This is a genomic window from Stutzerimonas balearica DSM 6083 (genome assembly GCF_000818015.1).
In the GTDB taxonomy this organism is placed as follows: Bacteria; Pseudomonadota; Gammaproteobacteria; order Pseudomonadales; family Pseudomonadaceae; genus Stutzerimonas; species Stutzerimonas balearica.
On record NZ_CP007511.1, the window covers coordinates 1,767,916 to 1,789,369 of the forward strand.

The following is a 21,454-nucleotide window of genomic DNA, read 5'->3' on the forward strand; positions in this document are numbered from 1 at the left end:
GTCACCGATATGTTGCAAGTGAGTGTTTATCGCTACAACCCGGAGCAGGACGAGAAGCCCTTCATGCAGGACTTCCAGGTCAACACCGACGGGAAAGACCTGATGGTTCTCGATGTCCTGGCTCTGATCAAGGAACAGGACCAGGGTTTCTCGTATCGTCGCTCCTGCCGCGAAGGCGTCTGCGGCTCCGACGGTATGAACATCAACGGTAAGAATGGCCTGGCCTGCATCACGCCCTTGTCCGCCGTGGTCAAGGGCAACAAGCTGGTTATCCGTCCGTTGCCTGGTTTGCCGGTCATTCGTGACTTGGTGGTCGATATGGGCATCTTCTACAAGCAGTACGAGAAAGTTCGCCCGTACCTGATGAACGATACGCCGGCTCCGGCCATCGAACGTCTGCAAAGCCCGGAAGAGCGCGAGAAGCTGGACGGTCTGTACGAGTGCATCCTGTGCGCTTGCTGCTCGACCAGTTGCCCGTCCTTCTGGTGGAACCCTGACAAGTTCCTTGGTCCCGCCGCGCTGCTGCAGGCCTACCGTTTCCTGGCCGACAGCCGCGACACCGAGACGGAAAACCGTCTGGCGGCATTGGATGACCCGTTCAGTGTGTTCCGCTGCCGCGGCATCATGAACTGCGTAAGTGTTTGCCCGAAAGGGTTGAACCCGACGAAGGCCATCGGCCACGTGCGCAACATGTTGCTGCAAAGCGCCACCTGAGGTGGCAGGGTTGGATCGGTGTGGATGCTGGTCCGGCCCGTGCGTTACCCGTAGTACCCACGGCGCCAGCTTAGGCGCCGTGGTTTTAGTAGGGATCCCAGCTCACAAAGCCGGGGTCACACTCTGAAAATTTGATGACCAGCAGGAGCATCCGGAATATCCGGAACTATCTGCGCGGTCCGTAGTGGCTTTACCTGAGTCGCTGCTTCAGAACTTGGGAAGTCATGCTGCGGTCTCCACGCTGGTGGTGTCTCCTTATCGAAGGTGACCAGACATGCAAGAAAGCGTAATGCAGCGCATGTGGGACAGCGCACACCTATCCGGTGGTAACGCTGCCTATGTGGAAGAGCTATACGAGCTCTATCTGCACGACCCCAACGCTGTGCCTGAAGAATGGCGCAACTATTTCCAGAAGCTGCCTTCCAGCACCGGCGCAGCGGACGTGTCGCATTCGACTGTTCGCGATCATTTCGTGCTGTTGGCGAAGAACCAGCGCCGCGCACAGCCGGTGTCTGCTGGCGCCGTCAGCAGTGAGCACGAGAAGAAGCAGGTGGAAGTCGTGCGCTTGATTCAGGCTTATCGCCTGCGTGGCCACCAAGCTGCTCAGTTGGACCCGCTCAGTCTGCAGCAGCGTCCCGTTCCGGCCGACCTGTCGATCAACAACTATGGCTTGACCGACGGCGATCTCGATACCGTTTTTCGTACGGGTGACCTGGCGATCGGCAAGGATCAGGCAACTCTGCGCGAAATCGTCGAGGCGCTTCAAGAGACATATTGCCGCACTATCGGCGCTGAGTTTGCCCATATCGTCGATTCTGAACAGCGCAACTGGTTCATCCAGCGCTTCGAGAGCGTGCGCGGCCGGCCGCAGTTCTCCGCTGAGATCAAGAGCCATCTGCTCGAGCGCCTGACCGCTGCAGAAGGTCTGGAAAAGTACCTCGGTACCAAATATCCGGGCACCAAACGCTTTGGTCTGGAAGGTGGCGAGAGCCTCATTCCGCTGCTCGACGAGCTGATTCAGCGCTCGGGATCCTACGGCGTGAAGGAAGTCGTCATCGGGATGGCTCACCGTGGCCGTCTGAACGTCCTGGTGAACACGCTCGGCAAGAATCCGCGCGACTTGTTCGACGAGTTCGAGGGCAAGAAGGTCGAAGGCCTGAGTTCCGGTGACGTTAAGTACCACCAGGGCTTTTCCTCCAACGTGATGACCCCGGGCGGTGAAATTCACCTCGCGATGGCGTTCAACCCGTCTCACCTGGAGATCGTTTCTCCGGTGGTCGAGGGTTCGGTGCGCGCACGTCAGGATCGGCGTTACGATCCGGTCGGCGACAAGGTGCTGCCAATCACTATCCACGGTGATGCCGCTTTCGCTGGTCAGGGCGTGGTCATGGAGACGTTCCAGATGTCTCAGACTCGCGCCTTCAAAACTGGCGGCACGATTCGTCTGGTCGTCAACAACCAGGTCGGCTTCACGACCAGCAAGCAGGAAGACGCTCGTTCGACGGAATACGCGACCGACGTGGCGAAAATGATCCAGGCGCCGATCTTCCACGTGAATGCCGATGATCCGGAAGCCGTATTGTTCGTCAGTCAGCTGGCCGTTGACTACCGCATGCAGTTCAAGCGGGACATCGTCATCGACCTGGTTTGCTATCGCCGCCGCGGCCACAACGAGGCCGACGAGCCGAGCGGTACCCAGCCGCTGATGTACCAGAAGATCGCCAAGCAGCGCACGACTCGCGAGCACTACGCGGATGCGCTGATCAGTGCAGGCGTTCTCAGCAGCGAGGAAGTTCAGGCCCGCGTAGACGAGTACCGTCAGGCGCTGGACAACGGTCTGCACGTGGTCAAGAGCCTGGTCAAGGAGCCGAACCCGGAGCTGTTCGTCGACTGGCGGCCGTACCTGGGGCACGCCTGGACCGCGCGGCACGACACCAGCTTCGATCTGAAGACCCTGCAGGAGCTCGCCAACAAGCTGTTGCAAGTTCCGGAAGGCTTCGTCGTTCAGCGTCAGGTCTCGAAGATTCTCGAGGACCGGACCAAGATGGCGGCAGGGGCGATGCCGATCAACTGGGGTTTCGCCGAAACCATGGCTTACGCAACGCTGCTGTTCGAAGGCCATCCAGTACGTATCACCGGCCAGGACGTCGGTCGTGGCACCTTCTCGCACCGCCATGCCGCGCTGCACAACCAGAAGGATGGCTCGACCTTCATTCCGCTGCAGCACCTGTACCAGGAGCAGCCGAACTTCACGCTGTACGACTCGTTCCTTTCGGAAGAAGCCGTACTGGCGTTCGAATACGGCTACGCCACGACCACGCCCAACGCGCTGGTGGTGTGGGAAGCGCAGTTCGGCGACTTCGCCAACGGTGCCCAGGTGGTGATCGACCAGTTCATCAGCAGTGGTGAAGCGAAGTGGGGGCGCCTCTGCGGCCTGACGATGCTGTTGCCGCATGGCTACGAAGGTCAGGGGCCTGAGCACTCCTCCGCGCGTCTGGAGCGCTACCTGCAGCTGTGCGCCGAGCACAACATCCAGGTTTGTGTGCCTTCGACGCCGGCGCAGGTCTACCACATGCTGCGTCGTCAGGCGATTCGCCCGCTGCGCAAGCCGCTGGTTGCGCTGACGCCGAAGTCGCTGCTGCGCCACAAGCTGGCTATCTCGACGCTGGAGGAGCTGACTCAGGGCTCGTTCCAGACCGTGCTGCCGGAGATCGATCCGATCGACGCCGCGAAGGTCGAGCGTGTGGTGCTGTGTAGCGGCAAGGTGTATTACGACCTGTTGGAAAAGCGTCGCAACGAAGGCCGCGAGGATATCGCGATCATCCGGATCGAGCAGCTGTACCCGTTCCCGGAAGACGACCTGGCCGAAGTCCTGGCGCCGTACCAGAACCTCAAGCACATCGTCTGGTGTCAGGAAGAGCCGATGAACCAGGGCGCCTGGTATTGCAGCCAGCACCATATGCGGCGTGTCGCCACCGCGCACAACAAGGACCTGTTCCTTCAGTACGCAGGGCGCGAAGCGTCTGCGGCCCCCGCGGTCGGTTATGCCTCCATGCACGCCGAGCAGCAAGAGAAGCTGCTGCAGGACGCGTTCACCGTTTAAAACCCAGCTGCAAGAGGCCGCGCGATGCGCGGCCTCGACGTAGACAACGAATCAATAGGACCCCCGATAATGGCTATCGAGATCAAAGCCCCTACATTCCCGGAATCCGTTGCCGACGGTACCGTCGCGACCTGGCACAAGAAGCCTGGCGAGGCCGTCAAGCGTGATGAGCTGATCGTCGACATCGAGACAGACAAGGTGGTCATGGAAGTGCTTGCCGAGGCTGACGGCGTGCTTACCGAGATCGTCAAGAACGAAGGCGACACCGTGCTCAGCGGCGAGCTGCTCGGCAAGCTCGAGGCGGGTGCCTCCGCTGCTGCCGCGCCTGCCTCGGCTCCGGCTGCGGCTGCTGCTCCGCAAGCGGCTGCCGAGTCCGCGCCTGCCGCTTCCGCCGAGGAGCAGATCCTCGCTCCGGCCGCGCGCAAGCTGGCCGAAGAGAACGGCATCGATCCGAACAGCATCCGCGGCACCGGCAAAGACGGCCGCGTAACGAAGGAAGACGTCGTTGCCGCCATCGAGGCGAAGAAGTCTGCACCTGCTGCAGCTGCCAAGCCGGCCGCACCGGCTGCCGCCGCACCGATCTTTGCCGCGGGCGATCGCGTCGAGAAGCGCGTCCCGATGACTCGCCTGCGCGCCAAGGTTGCCGAGCGCCTCGTCGAAGCGCAGTCCTCCATGGCCATGCTGACCACTTTCAACGAGGTCAACATGAAGCCGATCATGGAGCTGCGCTCCAAGTACAAGGACCTGTTCGAGAAGAAGCACAACGGCGTACGCCTGGGCTTCATGTCTTTCTTCGTCAAGGCCGCGGTCGAAGCGCTGAAGCGTCAGCCTGGCGTCAATGCGTCCATCGACGGCAACGACATCGTCTATCACGGTTACCAGGACATCGGCGTGGCCGTCTCCAGTGATCGCGGCCTGGTCGTTCCGGTGCTGCGTAACGCCGAACACATGAGCCTCGCCGAAGTCGAAGGCGGCATTGCCGAATTCGGCAAGAAGGCCAAGGCCGGCAAGCTGACGATCGAGGAAATGACCGGCGGTACCTTCACCATCTCCAATGGCGGTGTGTTTGGTTCGCTGCTGTCGACGCCGATCGTCAACCCGCCGCAGACCGCTATTCTCGGCATGCACAAGATTCAGGAGCGCCCGATGGCGGTCAATGGTCAGGTGGTCATCCTGCCGATGATGTACCTGGCGCTGTCCTATGATCACCGTTTGATCGACGGCAAAGAGGCGGTAACCTTCCTGGTCACCATGAAGGACCTGCTGGAAGATCCGGCTCGCCTGCTGCTGGACATCTGACAAGGCAGCCACGGGCGGTGGGCGGTCAGCTGGTGATATACCCGGCACCGCTTGCGGCTCGTGGCTTTTCGTTTGCCGCTTAGGAAAGAGGATTGGTAATGAGCGAGAAATTCGACGTCATCGTCATCGGTGCGGGCCCAGGTGGCTATGTCGCCGCTATCCGCGCCGCGCAGCTGGGCCTGAAGACTGCCTGCATCGAAAAGTACAAGGGCAAGGACGGCAAGCTCGCGCTCGGCGGGACCTGTCTGAACGTTGGGTGCATCCCGTCCAAGGCACTGCTGGATAGCTCCTACAAGTATCACGAGGCGCATGCCAGTTTCGATGTTCACGGCATCTCGACCGGCGAGGTCAAGATGGACGTGCCGACCATGGTCGCGCGCAAGGACCAGATCGTTAAGAACCTGACCGGCGGCGTTTCGGCGCTGATGAAGGCCAACGGCGTGACCGTCTTCGAAGGCCACGGCAAGCTGCTGGCCGGCAAGCAGGTCGAAGTCACGGGTACCGACGGCAGCGTGCAAACGCTGGCGGCCGAGAATGTCATCCTCGCCTCGGGTTCGACCCCGGTGAACATTCCGCCGGCACCGGTGGATCAGAAGATCATCGTCGACTCTACCGGCGCCCTGGACTTCCAAACTGTTCCCGGCAAGCTCGGTGTGATCGGTGCGGGCGTCATCGGCCTCGAACTCGGTTCGGTCTGGGCCCGTCTGGGTGCCGAAGTCACCGTCATCGAAGCAATGGACAAGTTCCTGCCGGCGGCTGATGAGCAGATCGCCAAGGAAGCCTTCAAGGTACTGTCCAAGCAGGGTCTGAACATTCTGCTCGGCGCGCGCGTTACCGGCACCGAGATCAAGGGCGACCAGGTCACCGTCAGCTACACCAACGCCGAAGGCGAGCAGCAGCAGACCTTCGACAAGCTGATCGTTGCGGTCGGCCGTCGTCCGGTGACTGCCGATCTGCTGGCTGCCGACTCGGAAGTTACGCTCGACGAGCGCGGCTTCATCTATGTCGACGATCAATGCGCGACCAATGTGCCGGGTGTATACGCTATCGGCGACGTGGTGCGTGGCGCCATGCTTGCGCACAAGGCCTCCGAAGAGGGCGTGATGGTTGCCGAGCGCATTGCCGGTCACAAGACTCAGATGAACTACGAGCTGATCCCGTCGGTGATCTACACGCACCCGGAAATCGCATGGGTCGGCAAGTCCGAGCAGGCGCTGAAGGCCGAAGGCGTCGAGGTGAACGTCGGCGTATTCCCGTTCGCTGCCAGTGGTCGCGCCATGGCCGCCAACGATACCGCCGGTCTGGTCAAGGTCATCGCCGATGCCAAGACCGATCGTGTTCTGGGTGTCCACGTGATGGGGCCGGCTGCCGCGGAGCTGGTACAGCAAGGTGCAATCGGCATGGAATTCGGCACCAGTGCCGAAGATCTCGGCATGATGGTGTTCTCGCACCCGACTATGTCCGAGGCCTTGCATGAGGCTGCGCTGGCAGTAAATGGCCACGCCATTCACATCGCGAATCGCAAGAAGCGCTAAGCGAATCGCGTGGTACAAAAGCCCGGCCTGTTCTGAACACGCCGGGCTTTTCTTTGACTAAAGTAGGATGTTTTCATGAGCAATCAGGTCCTTGAAAGGTATCGGCGATAGTTTTCAGGGACTTGAAGGGGGCAGGGCAACGCCCTGCTTAAATGCGGTACCTGATAACGGTAAGAAGCATGAATCTTCACGAGTACCAAGGTAAGCAGCTGTTTGCAGAATATGGATTGCCGGTGTCGAAAGGCTACGCGGTAGACAGCCCGAAGGAGGCCGCCGAAGCCTGTGACAAGATTGGGGGCACCGAGTGGGTGGTCAAGGCTCAGGTCCATGCCGGTGGTCGCGGCAAGGCCGGTGGTGTCAAGCTTGTACGCAGCAAAGACGAGGCGCGTGCGTTCGCCCAGCAGTGGTTGGACAAGCGACTGGTGACCTACCAGACCGATGCCAATGGCCAGCCGGTCAGCAAGATCCTGGTTGAGGCGGCTACCGATATCGACAAGGAACTCTACCTGGGTGCAGTCGTGGACCGCTCGAGCCGCCGTATCGTGTTCATGGCATCCACCGAGGGCGGCGTGGACATCGAGAAGGTTGCACACGACACTCCGGAGAAGATTCTCAAGGCCACCATCGATCCGTTGGTCGGCGCGCAGCCCTTCCAGGCACGGGAGCTGGCATTCCAGCTCGGGCTCAAGGGCGATCAGGTGAAGCAGTTCGTCCACATCTTCGTTGGCCTGGCCAAGCTGTTTCAGGACTACGATCTGGCCCTGCTAGAGGTCAATCCGCTGGTCATCAAGAAAGATGGCAACCTGCATTGCCTTGACGCCAAGCTCAATATCGACGGCAACGCCATCTATCGACAGCCGAAGCTGCGCGACATGGCCGACCCTTCCCAGGACGACCCACGCGAGGCGCATGCGGCCAAGTGGGAACTCAATTACGTCGCGCTCGACGGCAACATCGGTTGCATGGTCAACGGTGCCGGCCTGGCGATGGGGACCATGGACATCGTCAACCTGCACGGCGGTCGTCCGGCGAACTTCCTCGATGTCGGCGGTGGCGCAACGGAAGAGCGCGTTACCGAAGCGTTCAAGATCATTCTCTCGGATAGCAATGTCGCCGCAGTGCTGGTGAACATCTTCGGCGGTATCGTGCGCTGCGACATGATCGCCGAGGGGATCATCGGTGCCGTGCGCGAGGTGGGGGTCAAGGTACCCGTGGTCGTGCGCCTGGAGGGCAACAACGCCGAGCTGGGCGCGAAGATGCTGAGCGAGAGCGGGCTGAACATCATCGGGGCGCAGAGCCTGACCGATGCGGCCATTCAGGTAGTCAAAGCCGCGGAGGGCAAGCAATGAGCATTCTGATCAACAAGGACACCAAGGTCATCTGCCAAGGCTTTACCGGCTCACAAGGAACGTTCCACTCCGAGCAGGCCATCGCCTATGGCACGCGCATGGTCGGTGGGGTGACGCCTGGCAAGGGCGGCACCATGCATCTTGGTCTGCCGGTGTTCAATACGGTCAAGGAAGCCGTGGAAGCCACCGGCGCCGATGCCTCGGTAATCTACGTACCGGCACCTTTCTGCAAGGACTCGATCCTCGAAGCCGCGTTTGGCGGCATCAAGCTGATCGTATGCATCACCGAGGGCATCCCGACGCTGGATATGCTGGAAGTCAAGATCAAGTGCGATGAGCTCGGTGTGCGTCTGATCGGTCCGAACTGCCCAGGTGTAATCACCCCGGGTGAATGCAAGATCGGCATTCAGCCCGGCCACATCCACCAGCCGGGCAAGGTAGGCATCGTTTCGCGTTCCGGCACGCTGACCTACGAGGCGGTCAAACAGACGACCGATGCGGGCTTCGGCCAGTCCACCTGTGTCGGCATTGGTGGCGATCCGATTCCCGGCTCGAGCTTCATCGACATCCTGGAGCTTTTCCAGAACGACCCTCAGACCGAGGCAATCGTCATGATCGGCGAGATCGGTGGTTCGGCCGAGGAAGAGGCGGCGGCCTTCATCAAGGCCAACGTGACAAAGCCGGTGGTGTCGTACATCGCGGGCGTTACCGCACCGGCGGGCAAGCGAATGGGGCATGCCGGAGCGATCATCTCCGGAGGCAAGGGCACGGCGGAGGAGAAGTTCGCTGCGCTGCAGGACGCGGGCGTGCGAACGGTGCGTTCGCTGGCCGATATTGGCAAGGCCCTGGCTGACGTGACAGGTTGGGAAATGAAGGGCGCCTGACCAGCGCCGTGACAGGGCCACCTTCGGGTGGCCCTTTCGTTTGTGGGTACAAAGCGGTCGGCATGCTCGGCCGATCATGGCATCATGCGCGCCTCCCATCATGGCGCCGTCTTCACGAGAGATGCGTGTCACGCAGGGCCTGGCTCAACCGGCCGGGTGACATTTCCCTTACCCCTGGAGAAATCCCCACATCGTTTCCGTTTCCCGTCGTCCCGAATCGCCCATCGCTCGAGCAACACGCTCGCTGGCGCGGCGGCGGCGCATTCCCCTGGTAATGGTTTCCCATGACTCGTTTGAAAGGCTTTGACCTCGTCGCCCTTGGTTTCATGACCTTTGCGCTGTTTCTCGGCGCCGGCAACATCATTTTCCCGCCCAGCGCCGGACTGGCCGCAGGCGAACATATCTGGCAGGCGGCAGCCGGCTTTCTGCTGACAGGCGTGGGCCTGCCGCTGCTGACGGTCGTCGCGCTCGCTCGCGTCGGTGGCGGGATGGACCGCCTGACTGCGCCTCTGGGTCGGTTCGCCGGCACGCTGCTGGCGATAGCCGTGTACCTGGCCATCGGGCCGCTGTTCGCGACGCCGCGAACCGCCGTGGTGTCGTTCGAAATGGGCATCGCCCCGTTCACCGGCGACAGCGGTACGCCTTTGCTGATCTATACGCTGCTGTTCTTTGCGGCGGTGCTGGTGCTGGTGCTCAATCCCGGGCGCCTGGTAGAGAACGTCGGCAAGATCATCACTCCCGTGCTGTTGCTTTCACTGATCCTGCTTGGCGGCGCCGCGCTGTTTCTTCCCGCCGGCGAGATCGGGGTCAGTGCCGAGAGTTATCGCAGCGCGCCGATGCTCAAGGGCTTTCTCGAGGGCTACCTGACCATGGACACCCTGGGCGCCCTGGTTTTCGGCATCGTCATCGCGACCGCCATCCGCGACCATGGGGTGACCGATGCGGCGCTGGTGACGCGCTATTCGATGATTGCCGGCGTGATCGCCGCCGTCGGGCTTTCGGCGGTGTATCTGGCGTTGTTCTACCTGGGCGCAACCAGCCAGGGCATCGCCGCCGATGCGCAGAATGGCGTGCAGGTGCTCACGACCTACGTACAGCACACCTTTGGCACGACCGGCAGCCTGTTGCTCGCCGCAGTCATCACCCTCGCATGCCTGACGACGGCGGTAGGGCTCACGGCTGCGTGTGGTGAGTTCTTCAGCAACCTGCTGCCGGTATCCTACCGCAGCGTGGTGATCACCTTCTCGCTGTTCAGCCTGCTGGTGGCCAATCAGGGCTTGACCCAGCTGATCAGTGTCTCGGTCCCGGTACTGGTAGGGCTTTACCCGCTGGCGATCGTCTTGGTTGCGCTCAGCCTGGCCGACCGGCTGTGGCGTTCGCCCGCCCGGGTGATGATGCCGGTGATGGCGGTCACCCTGGTGTTCGGTTTCGTCGATGGCATGGCGGCAGCCGGCTTCGGTGACGCAGTGCCAGCCTTCTTCGGTGAACTCCCGCTGGCGGGGCAGAGCATGGGATGGCTGCTGCCGGCGCTCATCACGCTGATGCTCGCGGCCGCCGCGGATCGCCTGCTGGCCGCTCCTGCGCGCGCCTGAGCGCAGCGGTAGATGGCAGCTGGCTATAATCGCGTCAGGTTTGAAGAGGACAGGCCATGGCCTTAACCGAACTGCTAACGCCCGACGTCGCCGCGGTCATCTGGTTCGTCGTCTGCTGGGTGGGCTATACCCGTTACGCAAGCTGGCGCGGGCGTGACACGGCCTGCCTGGCCAGTGTGCTGCATCTCTATCGCCAGGACTGGATGCAGCGACTGCTGCAGCGCGACAACCGGATTGCCGATGCCAACGTCATCGGTAATCTCGAGCGCAACGCCTCGTTCTTCGCCTCCAGCACACTGATCATCCTTGCCGGCATCCTCACAGCGCTCGGCGCGTCTGATCGCGCCGTTTCCCTGCTCGCCGATCTGCCGCTCGCGCAGCCGGTCAGCCGCGGGCTGTCGGAAATCAAGCTGCTCGGCCTAGCCGTGGTCTTCGTCTATGCCTTCTTCACCTTCAGCTGGTGCATGCGCCAATACAATTTCGGCGCGGTCCTCGTCGCGTCGGCACCGATGGCTGGTGAGCGCAACGTCAATGACCTCGAGCGCAAGGCATTCGCCGAGCGCGCGGCGCGCGTGCTGTCGATGGCTGCCAACCAGTTCAACTTTGGTCTGCGTGCCTACTATTTCGGCATGGCCACGCTGGCCTGGTTTATCAATCCCTGGTTCTTCATGGCGGTCACCACCGGCGTGGTGCTGGTGCTCTACCGCCGCGAGTTCCATTCCGATGTGCTGAAGGTCATGGTGTTTACGCCAACTTCGCTCGGAGATACGTCCCGGGAGTAGGGCGCAACCTTGCCGCCCGGTATCATGGCCGGCTCGATTCCATCGCCGAGAGATCGAATGAGCGACAGCCAGATTCTCGAGCGCACTCAGCGCTTTCTTTCCTTTCTGCGTCATTGCCAGGTGCTCGGGCTCAGCGTGGAGCACGCTGACAGCAAGGGTCTGACGTTGCGCCTGCCCTATAACGAGAGCCTGATTGGCAATCCCGAGACCGGCGGCATTCATGGCGGGGCGATCACCACGCTGATGGACACCACCTGCGGCATCTCGACCGCCTGCGCGTTGCCGGAACTGGAGGTCTGCCCGACGCTCGACCTGCGTATCGATTACATGCACCCGGCCGAGCCGGGTCACGACGTGTTCGGCTTCGCCGAATGCTACCGAGTGACGCCGCACGTGATCTTCACGCGGGGCGTGGCCTACCAGCGCGACATCAACGAGCCGATCGCGCACGTGGTCGGCACCTTCATGCGCATGGGCAAGCAGGCCGGCGGCCGCGGCGGGGAGGGCGCGGCATGACTCGGGTGGATTTCGATTCCATGGTCCGCCAGGCGCTGGAGACCAACAATTACGAGCCGCTGATCGAGTCGGTGCCCTACGCGAAGCTGATCGGCATGCAATGCCTGCGTCTGGGAGACGAGATGGTGTTCCGCCTGCCGCAGAACCAGGACAACATCGGCAATCCCATGCTGCCAGCGATTCACGGCGGCGTGATCGCGGGTTTCATGGAGCATTCCGCGATGCTTCATTTGCTGATGTTCATGGGGGCGCCACATTTGCCGAAAATCATCGACTTCTCGATAGATTATCTGCGCGCCGGTCACTATCGTGACACTTTCGCCGCCTGCCAGGTCTGGCGCCAGGGCCGTCGGGTCGCCAATGTCGCGATCACTGCCTGGCAGACCCATCAGGCCGAACCCATCGCCACCGCCCGCTGCCATTTCAAGATCGACCAGGCCTGATCCTGCGGCCGTCGGCGTGCGGTAGCTGACGTCTGACACTGCTTCAAGGATCCGGAATGGATGCTCTGTTGATTCTCGCCGGCCTGCTGCTGATGCTCGCCGGCATGGTCTGGCTGGTCACGCTCGCCTTTGGCACCAGCCTGTTCTGGGGCATCGGTAGCCTGATGCCGCCGTTCACCCTGGCCTATCTCTTTGCCCACTGGTCAGTTGCCCGTCGGGCCGTATTGACCATCGGCTTGGGCATCATCCCGCTGGTGGTCGGGCTGTCGATGCTGGCCGCCCGGGCGCCGGAAAAGCTCGACGCCATCCTTGCTCTCGAATGGCTGCCGCAGCCAGAGGCGGCGCAGCCGGGCGGTCTGCTGCACGGCCAGCTCAACGGGCAAGCCTTCAGACCCGAGCATGGCGAGTTGATCGATGGCGTGCTCAGCCTGCGTTCCGGTTCTGGCTTCTACGCAAACCAGGAGGTGCGCATCGAGCTGCGCGAACCGCCCGCCGATGCGCTACGCTTGGATGTCTTGCCCGATGACGAGGGGCCTTTGCCGACCGTGCGCATCGCCTGGCTCGAGCCGGGACGCGATCTGCCGGAATCGCGTGTCATCCAGCATGGCTACACCCTGCATCTGGTGGTGGCCGAGCAGGCGCCCAACCGGCTGGTGGGTCGTTTCCATCTGGTGCTGCCGCCCCAGTATGCGACCAGCCTCAGCGGCGAAGTCGAGCTCTACACCGATCGGCTGCGCTACCGCGATGGGCAGGTCGACCGCACCGTCGATTCGACGGACACCATCGCCTACGTCCTCGAAGATTACCTGCAGCGTCGTCATGCCTCGCGCGATGTGAACCTGACGAGCCCGCTCGGCCAACTGCCGCTTGCCGAGCATGCGTTCAGCCTGCCGGTCGAGGCGCGCGTGGACGGCGTCCCGACGCACCTGCAGCTGGCGTTGAGCAAGGGTGCAGAAGGCTGGAGCGTCGAGGATGACGCCTATCCCCCGTTGCCGCCCGCTGTGGAGCAGCCCGTCGAAGCGCGCGAGCCGGCCCCGGTTCGTACGCCACCGGTCCGCAGCCACGACCGGCGCAAGCGCTTCTCCATGGCGCGCCTGCTTCGCGAGCCAGCGACCTACGACAACATGCTGGTGCGCGCGCATACCGAGCGGGGCGGCGTCGCGGAAGGACGCTTCGCGGGGCTGGACGCGGAGGGGCGGTTGCGTATTCGACGTATGCTCGGCGGCCCGGGCGAGGCTTACTTCAATCTCGCGCCGGGCGAAATCGTGCTGCTCGAAGCGCTGGAGCCCTGAGCTGCAACCGGGCCCGTACCAATTGAGCGGGCCGTTCCACTTGAAATTACATCTACGACCCCCATCTGCCTGACACTGCCGCGCGTGCGGCCCGTATCACTGATGACTGGAGTTCGTAGACGATGAGTGTGGAAACTCAAAAACAGACCCTGGGCTTCCAGACCGAGGTGAAGCAGCTGCTTCATCTGATGATCCACTCGCTTTACTCGAACAAGGAAATCTTCCTTCGCGAGCTGATTTCCAATGCGTCCGATGCCGCCGACAAGCTGCGCTTCGAGGCACTGGCCAAGCCCGAGCTGCTCGAGGGCGGTGCAGAGCTGAAGATCCGTCTGTCCTTCGACAAGGAGGCGAAGACGGTGACCCTGGAGGACAACGGAATCGGCATGAGTCGCGACGAAGTCATCGCGCACCTGGGGACGATCGCCAAGTCCGGCACTGCCGATTTTCTGAAGAACCTGACCGGCGATCAGCGGAAGGATTCGCACCTCATCGGTCAGTTCGGCGTGGGCTTTTATTCTGCGTTCATCGTTGCCGATCAGGTCGATGTGTTTACCCGCCGCGCCGGCGCCGCTGCGAGCGAGGGCGTGCACTGGTCGAGCAAGGGCGAGGGCGAATTCGAGGTCGAGACGATCGAGAAGGCCGAGCGCGGCACCCGCATCGTGCTGCACCTCAAGAGCGGTGAAGAGGAGTTCGCCGACGGTTGGCGCCTGCGCAACATCGTCAAGAAATATTCCGATCATATCGCCTTGCCGATCGAGCTACCGAAGGAGTTCCACGGCGAGGAAAAGGACAAGCCGGCCGAGCCGGAATGGGAGACGGTCAACCGCGCCAGCGCGCTGTGGACGCGCCCGCGTACGGAAATCAAGGACGAGGAATACCAGGAGTTCTACAAGCACGTTTCCCACGACTTCGAGAACCCGCTGGCCTGGAGCCACAACAAGGTCGAGGGCAAGCTGGAGTACACCTCGCTGCTCTACGTGCCGGGGCGTGCGCCGTTCGACCTGTATCACCGCGAGGCGCCGAAGGGCCTGAAGCTCTATGTGCAGCGCGTATTCATCATGGATCAGGCCGATGAGTTCCTGCCGCTGTACCTGCGTTTCATCAAGGGCGTGGTCGATTCCAACGACCTGTCGTTGAACGTCTCGCGTGAGATCCTGCAGAAGGATCCGGTAATCGACTCCATGAAGTCGGCGTTGACCAAGCGTGTGCTCGACATGCTCGAGAAGCTCGCCAAGGACAAGCCGGACGACTACAAGTCGTTCTGGAAACAGTTCGGTCAGGTGCTCAAGGAAGGCCCGGCGGAGGATTTCGCCAACAAGGAGAAGATCGCCGGCCTGCTGCGCTTTGGCTCGACCTCCGACGCCAGCGGCGAGGCTTCGGTCGCACTGGCCGACTACATCGGCCGCATGAAGGATGGCCAGGACAAGATCTACTACCTGACCGGCGAGAGCTATGCGCAGGTGCGCAACAGCCCGCACCTGGAAGTGTTCCGCAAGAAAGGCATCGAGGTGCTGCTGCTCACCGACCGCATTGATGAGTGGCTGATGAGCTACCTCACCGAATTCGACGGCAAACAGTTCGTCGATGTTGCCCGCGGAGACCTGGACCTCGGCAAGCTCGACAGCGAAGACGACAAGAAGGCGCAGGAAGAGATCGCCAAGGCCAAGGAAGGATTGGTCGAGCGTCTGAAGAAAGCATTGGGCGAGCAGGTTTCGCAGGTGCGCGTCTCGCACCGCCTGACCGACTCGCCGGCGATTCTCGCCATCGGCGAGCAGGACCTGGGCCTGCAGATGCGTCAGATTCTTGAAGCGAGCGGGCAGAAGGTACCGGATTCCAAGCCGATCTTCGAGATCAACCCGCAGCATCCGTTGATCGACAAGCTCGATGGCGAGCCGGACGAGGACCGTTTCGCCGACCTGTCGCACATTCTCTTCGACCAGGCGGCGCTGGCTGCCGGCGACAGCCTGAAGGACCCGGCGGCCTACGTGCAGCGGCTGAACAAGCTGTTGGTCGAGCTGTCCGCCTAAGGCAACTCGCGCCGCTAGGAGAGGCCCGGCAATCGCCGGGCCTTTTCGTTTCTGCGATCAGGCCAGTTCACTGACCAGCCGCGTACCATGCGCAAGGTTGTCGGCGACCGGACAGCGGCGCTCGATCTCTCGCAGCAGTTCGAGCTTCTCGGAGGCAGACAACTCGGCATCGATGTCGACCCTGACGCGGATCTCTTCAAACCCTGGGCGCACGTCCCGGTTGCGTCCCAGGAGGCCGTCCGGGTCATAGTCCGCTTCCAGTTCGAAGCGCATGCCGCGCAGGTCGATCTTTTGCTGATGGGCGATGATGCGGCCGATGGTGCCGAAGCAGCCGGCGATCGCTGACAGGATCACGTCCAGCGGCGTCGGGCCCAGGTCACGCCCGGCGGCGTGCTTGGGCTGATCCATCACCAGGCGGTGATTGCCGCATTCGACCTCGATGTTCATGCCCGATCCCATCTGTCCACGAGCGGTGATCGTTTTGCTTGCCATCTTTGCTCACTCCGGTTCGCTGGCTGCCGTTGCGCAGCCTAGTCCGGGCAGCTTAGCGGCGCCAGGGAGGTCCTACCTTGATGCTTGTCATATAGGGGTGGGGGTATCTTGAGGGCCTGTCGTCACAAAGCGAAACGGGGCCGATGAAACGAGGCGGCCGGGCGATCTGTCTATGGAGCAGGCCGTAGGGCTTGGTTCGAACCGATGCAGCCGGCATCGATGCTGGCGCCGTGCTGCCTGGGCGACGCGGCGCATCGGGCGGACGCAACCAACGGCACCCTTGACCAGGAGGCTTGAATGTTTCGAATCTTCACCGGCGCCGCCTTGGTGGCGCTCTGCGTGAGCGCGCCCGCGCAGGCGCGCGAGTATGCGTATAGCGATGCCCACCTGCATTACGTTGATTTCTTCCAGGAAACCCAGGGTATGCCCAAGCTGCTGGAGGCGATGGGCGAAGGACGTATCGAGCACGTGATGATCAGCGGGATACCCGTGGCCAAGAAGTGGCACGAGAACGAACCCAAGCGGCCGCGCTACTATGCTGGCGACGACGCACCGGTCTATTGGTACAGCGCCACCGATGTGCTGGTGGCGGCTGCCATGAAGGAAGTCGACCCCGAGCAGCGCAAGCGCTTTCACCCGTTTTTGTCGGGCTTCAACCCGAACGACAAGAACGCCGACGCGCACATTCGGCGAATGCTGGAGCTGAACCCTGGGTTATGGCAGGGCATCGGCGAGATATTCACCCGTCATGACGACGTGACCGCGCTTACCGAGGGTGATACCCCGCGAGCGAACAACGAGGCGCTGACGCGCGTGTACCACCTGGCTGCCGAATTCGACCTGCCGGTGATGCTGCACTCGAACATCACCTCCAAGCGAGAACGCAATCCGCTCTATCTGGAGGAACTGGAGGAGCCGCTGCGCAACCATCCACACACACGTTTCATCTGGGCCCATGCCGGCACCAGCATGGAGTTGCACCGGCATCAGGAAAAGCTCGAGTTTCTGCTGCCGGTGGTGACGCGTCTGCTCGATGAGTATCCCAACCTGTACATCGACCTCTCGTGGACGATGCTCCATCCTTATCTGATAGATGCCAAGGGCCAGCCCGACCCGAAATGGGTGGAACTGGTGGAACGCCACCCGACACGCTTCATGCTCGGGTCGGATGTGGTCGGGCACTTCGAGAATCTGGCCGAGGGGCTTGCCGATTTCGATCCGTTCCTCGATGCGCTCTCCGAGAGCACAGCACGCAAGGTCGCTCGCGACAACTTTCTCGCCGTACTGCCCCGCGAGCGTCGCGAGGAAGTGAAGGTGTCACATCCCTGACATGCCCGTGTCATAGGCTCAGCTTCCCTACAGCACTAAGGAAGCTGACATGCGTTTGATATCCGCGCTTCATCTCATGGCGGCGGTATGCCTGTCCTCCAGCGCGCTGGCCGAGGTCAGGCTGGAAGGTGAGGTGGAATACGGTATTTTCGAAAGCCCGCAAGTCGAACTGGAGCCAGGCGAGCGCATGCTTCGCACCGGCCAGCAGCCTATTCAGCGGACGTCCGTCATTCCCGCCAGGCTAGGTACCAAGTTTGGTATGCGCTACGTGCTGGCCGGCAAAAGGGAAGGCGATGCCCCGCTGACATTGCTGTACCTGACGCCGGGCGTGGTGGGGCCAGATGGCGCACGACACGACAAGTTCGAGGTGGTGCAGACCATGGCGCCCGAAGCGAGTCATGACGTCATGGCATTCGAGTTCACCGAGCCCCATGAGCTGGCCCCTGGCGAGTGGCGCTTTCTGGTGTTTCAAGGCGATCGCAAGCTGGCCGAGCAGACGTTCAAGGTACAGTGAGGTCTGGCTGGCCGAACCATTCATCGGTCCGGCAGGTTGTTTGGCAGTTTATTGACGTCAAACAATCAAGTTTTCGTGAAGAGGCTCCGATACTTGTGACTGATTTGGCAGTGCCTGCTGCCGCCATCAGTCATGGAGTGAGCTGTCTCATGTCGTTACGCAACCTGAATCTGTCCAAACGCTCAGCGCTGGGCTTCGGCCTGATCGGCCTTATCGTTCTCCTGCTGGGCTTGTTCGCCCTGCGGCAGATGACCTCGATACGCGAAGAGGCGGCCAAGGTGAGCAACCAGTGGCTGCCCAGCATCACGGCGCTGGGCGACCTCAACCAGCGCACGATGCGCATCCGCATCCATACCTTGCGCCTGCTACTCGACCGCGCCCGGGTTACCGAGAACCGCGCCAACGTCAACCAGTTCGTCGAGGGCCTTCGGCCAGTCGAAGAGGCCTATGCCAGGACGATCTTCCTGGCCGAAGAACGAGCGCTGTTCGAGCGGTACCAGGGCGCGCGCGAGCACTTCGAGGCCGTGCTGCGTGAAATCCTGCGCCTGGAGGCGAGCGGCGAGCTGACTCAGGCTATCGAACTGGTCGGTTCGCAACTCAATCAGGTGGCGTCCGCCATGAGCGAAGAAGTTCGCTCGCTGATCGCCTTCAACAATGAACAGGCCGAGCTGTCGGCGCAGAAGGCCGACGAGCTGTTCGGCGAGGCGCGTCTGTGGATGATTCTGACCATCATTGCCGCGGGGGTGTTGACCTGGTTGCTGGCCTGGGCCTTCACGCGCAGCATCGTGCAGCCGTTGAGCCAGGCGGTCGAAGTCGCCGAAAGCGTGGCCGCTGGTGATCTGCGCCGGCCGATCGAGATCGACGGCAAGGATGAGCCGGCTCGTTTGCTCGCGGCGCTCAAGAGCATGCAGGGCAGCCTGCGCGAAACCGTGCAGCGCATTGCCGACTCGTCCAATCAGCTGGCTTCGGCCGCCGAAGAACTCAACGTGGTGACCGAGGACTCGACACGCGGCCTGCACCAGCAGAACCACGAAATCGAGCAGGCCGCGACGGCGGTCAACGAGATGACCACCGCGGTCGACGAGGTGGCCAGCAATGCCGTGGCCACCTCCGAGGCGTCGCGTGAGTCGGATGCGACCACCCAGCGGGGCCGCCAGCAGGTCATTCGCACGGTCGAGTCGATCAGCCTGCTGGCCTCGGATGTGACCTCCACCGCCAGCGAGGTCGAACAGTTGGCCGGCCAGGTGCGCGATATCAGCAAAGTGCTGGATGTGATCCGTTCGATCGCCGAGCAGACCAACCTGCTTGCGCTCAACGCGGCCATCGAAGCGGCCCGGGCGGGCGATGCCGGGCGCGGTTTCGCCGTGGTGGCGGATGAGGTGCGGGCACTGGCGCACCGCACGCAGCAATCGACGCAGGAAATCGAGCAGATGATCGGTGCCGTGCACCAGGGTACCGACAAGGCGGTCCAAGCGATGCAGACGAGCAATCAGCGCGCCCGCTCGACGCTCGACCTGGCGCAAGCGGCCGGTGAGGCGCTGGAGGAGATCGCCAGCGCGATCAGCCAGATCAGCGAGCGCAATCTGGTGATCGCCAGCGCCTCGGAGGAACAGGCACAGGTCGCCCGCGAGGTCGATCGCAACCTGGTCAATATCCGCGATTTGTCGATGCAGTCGGCCGCGGGGGCGAATCAAACCAGCGCTGCCAGTCAGGAGCTGGCTCGCCTGGCCGTCGAGCTGAACGGGTTGGTCACGCGTTTCAGTATTTGACGCGCCGAGGGCGGTGCGTCGAAACACCGCCCTCGTAAAACCCTTTGCATGGAGTGGTTTTTTTACCGTTCGTCGTAAAGTTTTGCGCGTTTCTGGCGATAGCCATGGCAGGACGCAGCCTTTACCTCAGGGGGTATATATCCATGCTTAGACAACTCAGCATCGCGCTTCGGGCGGGCATCGGCTTCAGTGTCGTGGCGCTGCTGGTCTTTCTGCTCGGCGGTTTCTCGCTTCAGCAGATGTCGACCATGCAGCGCGAGTCGCAGGAGGTCAACGAACACTGGCTTCCCGCCATCATTCAGCTCAGTGAGCTGAACCAGGAATTCTTGCGCATCCGCGCGGCCACCCTGCGCTTGCTGGTAGCCGATACGGATGCCAACAAGCGGGCGGCGGTGTCGTCGATCAATGACATCAAGTCGTTGTTCCAAGAGGCCCGCAAGAAAGCCGATCCGCTGATTCGAACGGCTCAAGGCCAGGCGATGCTGGCCCGGTTCGACAAGGCTGTGGCCGAATACGAGCGATTCCAGACGCAGATCGTCGAGCTTGCGCTGGTCGGCGATCTGGACGGTGCCAAGGCGCTCACTCGCGGCGAGCTCAATCAGCATGCCAGCGAGGCATCCGGGGCCGTGCGCGAGTTGATCGAGTTTTCTCGTAGCCAGGCGATGGCGGCGGCACGCCTTTCCGACGACACGGCCTCGCATGCCTTCAATGGCGTAGTCGTCGCCTTGCTGCTTGCGGCCATATTGACCGTTGCCCTGGCGATCCTGCTGACACGTAGCATCGTGCAGCCGCTCAACGAGGCGGTGCGCGTTGCCGAGGTCGTGGCCAGCGGTGACCTCACGCACTCGATCAGCATCGTGGGCCGTGACGAGCCGGCACGCCTGTTGACGGCGCTGGCGAGCATGCAGGACAGCCTGCGCGACACCATCCAGCGTATCGCCGATTCGTCGAACCAGCTCGCCTCGGCGGCCGAGGAACTCAATGCCGTCACCGAGGACTCGACGCGTGGCATGCATCAGCAGAATGACGAGATCCAGCAGGCGGCAACGGCGGTCAACGAGATGACGACCGCTGTGGATGAGGTGGCCCGCAATGCCGTTGCCACGTCCGAGGCCTCGCGCGAATCGGACGCGACGGCCCAGCACGGCCGCGAGCAGGTACTCAGGACGGTCGAGTCGATCGGTCTGCTGGCCGAAGACGTCACCGCTACCGCCGCCGAAGTCGAGCAGCTCGCCGAGCACGTGCGTGATATCAGCAAGGTGCTCGATGTGATTCGCTCGATTGCCGAACAGACCAACCTGCTGGCACTCAACGCCGCCATCGAAGCCGCCAGGGCAGGGGATGCCGGACGAGGGTTTGCCGTGGTCGCCGACGAGGTGCGCGCCCTGGCGCATCGCACGCAACAGTCGACGCAGGAAATCGAGCAGATGATTGGCTCGGTTCATCAGGGCACCGATAGCGCCGTGCACGCCATGCAAGTCAGCAACGACCGTGCGCGCACTACGCTGGAAATGGCCCAGGCCGCCGGGGAGGCGCTCGAAGGCATCGCCCTGGCGATCAGCCAGATCAGTGAGCGCAACCTGGTCATCGCCAGCGCTTCGGAAGAGCAGGCGCAGGTCGCGCGCGAAGTGGACCGCAACCTGGTGAACATCCGTGATCTGTCGCTGCAGACATCGGCCGGGGCCAACCAGACGACGGCCGCCAGTCAGGAATTGGCGCGACTGGCCGTCGACCTGAACACGCTGGTGGCTCGCTTCAGCGTGTGATCGTGCTGATTCAAAGGCCCCGCTCTGGCGGGGCCTTTTTGTTTCTGC

17 protein-coding genes are annotated in these 21,454 nt (G+C 62.3%); 16 read left to right on the top strand and 1 reads right to left on the bottom strand.

Going from position 1 to position 21,454, the window contains the following annotated elements; genetic code table 11:
* Positions 1-9: 9 nt before the first annotated feature.
* The 12 genes from CL52_RS08155 to htpG all read left to right on the top strand — a co-directional run bounded on the left by CL52_RS08155 (position 10) and on the right by htpG (position 15,536).
* Entirely contained in the window at positions 10-714 is a 705-nt protein-coding gene (locus tag CL52_RS08155; RefSeq protein ID WP_041105327.1) for a succinate dehydrogenase iron-sulfur subunit, read from the top strand.
* Positions 715-988: 274 nt separating this feature from the next.
* On the top strand, positions 989-3,817 hold the full coding sequence (locus CL52_RS08160) for a 2-oxoglutarate dehydrogenase E1 component (protein WP_043219724.1): 2,829 nt from the start codon (positions 989-991) through the stop codon (positions 3,815-3,817).
* Positions 3,818-3,886: 69 nt separating this feature from the next.
* The gene (odhB, locus tag CL52_RS08165) at positions 3,887-5,116 is read left to right on the top strand and encodes a 2-oxoglutarate dehydrogenase complex dihydrolipoyllysine-residue succinyltransferase (RefSeq protein WP_043219727.1); all 1,230 of its coding nucleotides are present in this window, start codon (positions 3,887-3,889) and stop codon (positions 5,114-5,116) included.
* Positions 5,117-5,214: 98 nt separating this feature from the next.
* Positions 5,215-6,651 carry a dihydrolipoyl dehydrogenase gene (gene lpdA / locus CL52_RS08170; RefSeq protein ID WP_043219730.1) on the top strand — a complete coding sequence of 479 codons (1,437 nt, stop codon included), beginning with the start codon at positions 5,215-5,217 and terminating at the stop codon, positions 6,649-6,651.
* Between the two features lie 179 nt (positions 6,652-6,830).
* Entirely contained in the window at positions 6,831-8,000 is a 1,170-nt protein-coding gene (gene sucC / locus CL52_RS08175; RefSeq protein WP_041105333.1) for an ADP-forming succinate--CoA ligase subunit beta, read from the top strand.
* A complete protein-coding gene (gene sucD / locus CL52_RS08180; protein ID WP_041105335.1) occupies positions 7,997-8,884 on the top strand; it encodes a succinate--CoA ligase subunit alpha in 888 nt (295 codons plus the stop codon). Before sucC ends, sucD begins: the two co-directional genes overlap by 4 nt.
* 284 nt (positions 8,885-9,168) lie before the next feature.
* Positions 9,169-10,476 (top strand): branched-chain amino acid transport system II carrier protein, encoded by a 1,308-nt coding sequence (gene brnQ, locus CL52_RS08185; protein WP_043219733.1) that lies wholly within the window; start codon positions 9,169-9,171, stop codon positions 10,474-10,476.
* A gap of 56 nt (positions 10,477-10,532) precedes the next feature.
* Entirely contained in the window at positions 10,533-11,258 is a 726-nt protein-coding gene (locus CL52_RS08190) for a DUF599 domain-containing protein (RefSeq protein ID WP_041105339.1), read from the top strand.
* A 57-nt stretch (positions 11,259-11,315) separates the two neighbouring features.
* Entirely contained in the window at positions 11,316-11,774 is a 459-nt protein-coding gene (locus tag CL52_RS08195; RefSeq protein ID WP_041105341.1) for a PaaI family thioesterase, read from the top strand.
* Complete coding sequence (locus CL52_RS08200) at positions 11,771-12,217, top strand: PaaI family thioesterase (RefSeq protein WP_043219735.1); 447 nt, start codon at positions 11,771-11,773, stop codon at positions 12,215-12,217. The genes CL52_RS08195 and CL52_RS08200 overlap by 4 nt, the downstream gene beginning before the upstream one ends.
* Positions 12,218-12,273: 56 nt before the next feature.
* Positions 12,274-13,509, top strand: a complete 1,236-nt coding sequence (locus CL52_RS08205) for a hypothetical protein (RefSeq protein WP_043219738.1) — start codon at positions 12,274-12,276, stop codon at positions 13,507-13,509.
* 122 nt (positions 13,510-13,631) lie between these two features.
* Complete coding sequence (htpG, locus tag CL52_RS08210) at positions 13,632-15,536, top strand: molecular chaperone HtpG (protein ID WP_043219739.1); 1,905 nt, start codon at positions 13,632-13,634, stop codon at positions 15,534-15,536.
* A gap of 57 nt (positions 15,537-15,593) precedes the next feature.
* Here the strand turns inward: htpG and CL52_RS08215 are convergent, their stop codons facing one another.
* Positions 15,594-16,028, bottom strand: a complete 435-nt coding sequence (locus CL52_RS08215) for an OsmC family protein (RefSeq protein ID WP_043219741.1) — start codon at positions 16,026-16,028, stop codon at positions 15,594-15,596.
* Positions 16,029-16,325: 297 nt separating this feature from the next.
* On the opposite strand from CL52_RS08215, the gene CL52_RS08220 reads away from it, so the two are divergent.
* The 4 genes from CL52_RS08220 to CL52_RS08235 all read left to right on the top strand — a co-directional run bounded on the left by CL52_RS08220 (position 16,326) and on the right by CL52_RS08235 (position 21,406).
* Entirely contained in the window at positions 16,326-17,357 is a 1,032-nt protein-coding gene (locus CL52_RS08220; RefSeq protein WP_052264527.1) for an amidohydrolase family protein, read from the top strand.
* Between the two features lie 49 nt (positions 17,358-17,406).
* Positions 17,407-17,871, top strand: coding sequence for a DUF3859 domain-containing protein (locus tag CL52_RS08225; RefSeq protein WP_052264528.1), 465 nt, complete (start codon positions 17,407-17,409; stop codon positions 17,869-17,871).
* A gap of 149 nt (positions 17,872-18,020) precedes the next feature.
* Positions 18,021-19,640, top strand: coding sequence for a methyl-accepting chemotaxis protein (locus CL52_RS08230; RefSeq protein WP_043219746.1), 1,620 nt, complete (start codon positions 18,021-18,023; stop codon positions 19,638-19,640).
* Positions 19,641-19,783: 143 nt separating this feature from the next.
* Positions 19,784-21,406 carry a methyl-accepting chemotaxis protein gene (locus tag CL52_RS08235; RefSeq protein WP_052264529.1) on the top strand — a complete coding sequence of 541 codons (1,623 nt, stop codon included), beginning with the start codon at positions 19,784-19,786 and terminating at the stop codon, positions 21,404-21,406.
* Positions 21,407-21,454: the final 48 nt, after the last annotated feature.

Excerpts from the sequence above, each read along its gene's own strand:
- htpG (WP_043219739.1), top strand. The coding sequence starts at position 13,632 with ATGAGTGTGGAAACTCAAAAACAGACCCTGGGCTTCCAGACCGAGGTG.
- CL52_RS08220 (WP_052264527.1), top strand. The coding sequence starts at position 16,326 with ATGTTTCGAATCTTCACCGGCGCCGCCTTGGTGGCGCTCTGCGTGAGC.
- CL52_RS08155 (WP_041105327.1), top strand. The coding sequence starts at position 10 with ATGTTGCAAGTGAGTGTTTATCGCTACAACCCGGAGCAGGACGAGAAG.
- sucC (WP_041105333.1), top strand. The coding sequence starts at position 6,831 with ATGAATCTTCACGAGTACCAAGGTAAGCAGCTGTTTGCAGAATATGGA.
- CL52_RS08235 (WP_052264529.1), top strand. The coding sequence starts at position 19,784 with ATGCTTAGACAACTCAGCATCGCGCTTCGGGCGGGCATCGGCTTCAGT.
- CL52_RS08195 (WP_041105341.1), top strand. The coding sequence starts at position 11,316 with ATGAGCGACAGCCAGATTCTCGAGCGCACTCAGCGCTTTCTTTCCTTT.
- CL52_RS08230 (WP_043219746.1), top strand. The coding sequence starts at position 18,021 with ATGTCGTTACGCAACCTGAATCTGTCCAAACGCTCAGCGCTGGGCTTC.
- CL52_RS08225 (WP_052264528.1), top strand. The coding sequence starts at position 17,407 with ATGCGTTTGATATCCGCGCTTCATCTCATGGCGGCGGTATGCCTGTCC.
- CL52_RS08190 (WP_041105339.1), top strand. The coding sequence starts at position 10,533 with ATGGCCTTAACCGAACTGCTAACGCCCGACGTCGCCGCGGTCATCTGG.
- CL52_RS08205 (WP_043219738.1), top strand. The coding sequence starts at position 12,274 with ATGGATGCTCTGTTGATTCTCGCCGGCCTGCTGCTGATGCTCGCCGGC.
- brnQ (WP_043219733.1), top strand. The coding sequence starts at position 9,169 with ATGACTCGTTTGAAAGGCTTTGACCTCGTCGCCCTTGGTTTCATGACC.
- lpdA (WP_043219730.1), top strand. The coding sequence starts at position 5,215 with ATGAGCGAGAAATTCGACGTCATCGTCATCGGTGCGGGCCCAGGTGGC.
- odhB (WP_043219727.1), top strand. The coding sequence starts at position 3,887 with ATGGCTATCGAGATCAAAGCCCCTACATTCCCGGAATCCGTTGCCGAC.
- CL52_RS08215 (WP_043219741.1), bottom strand. The coding sequence starts at position 16,028 with ATGGCAAGCAAAACGATCACCGCTCGTGGACAGATGGGATCGGGCATG.
- CL52_RS08200 (WP_043219735.1), top strand. The coding sequence starts at position 11,771 with ATGACTCGGGTGGATTTCGATTCCATGGTCCGCCAGGCGCTGGAGACC.
- CL52_RS08160 (WP_043219724.1), top strand. The coding sequence starts at position 989 with ATGCAAGAAAGCGTAATGCAGCGCATGTGGGACAGCGCACACCTATCC.
- sucD (WP_041105335.1), top strand. The coding sequence starts at position 7,997 with ATGAGCATTCTGATCAACAAGGACACCAAGGTCATCTGCCAAGGCTTT.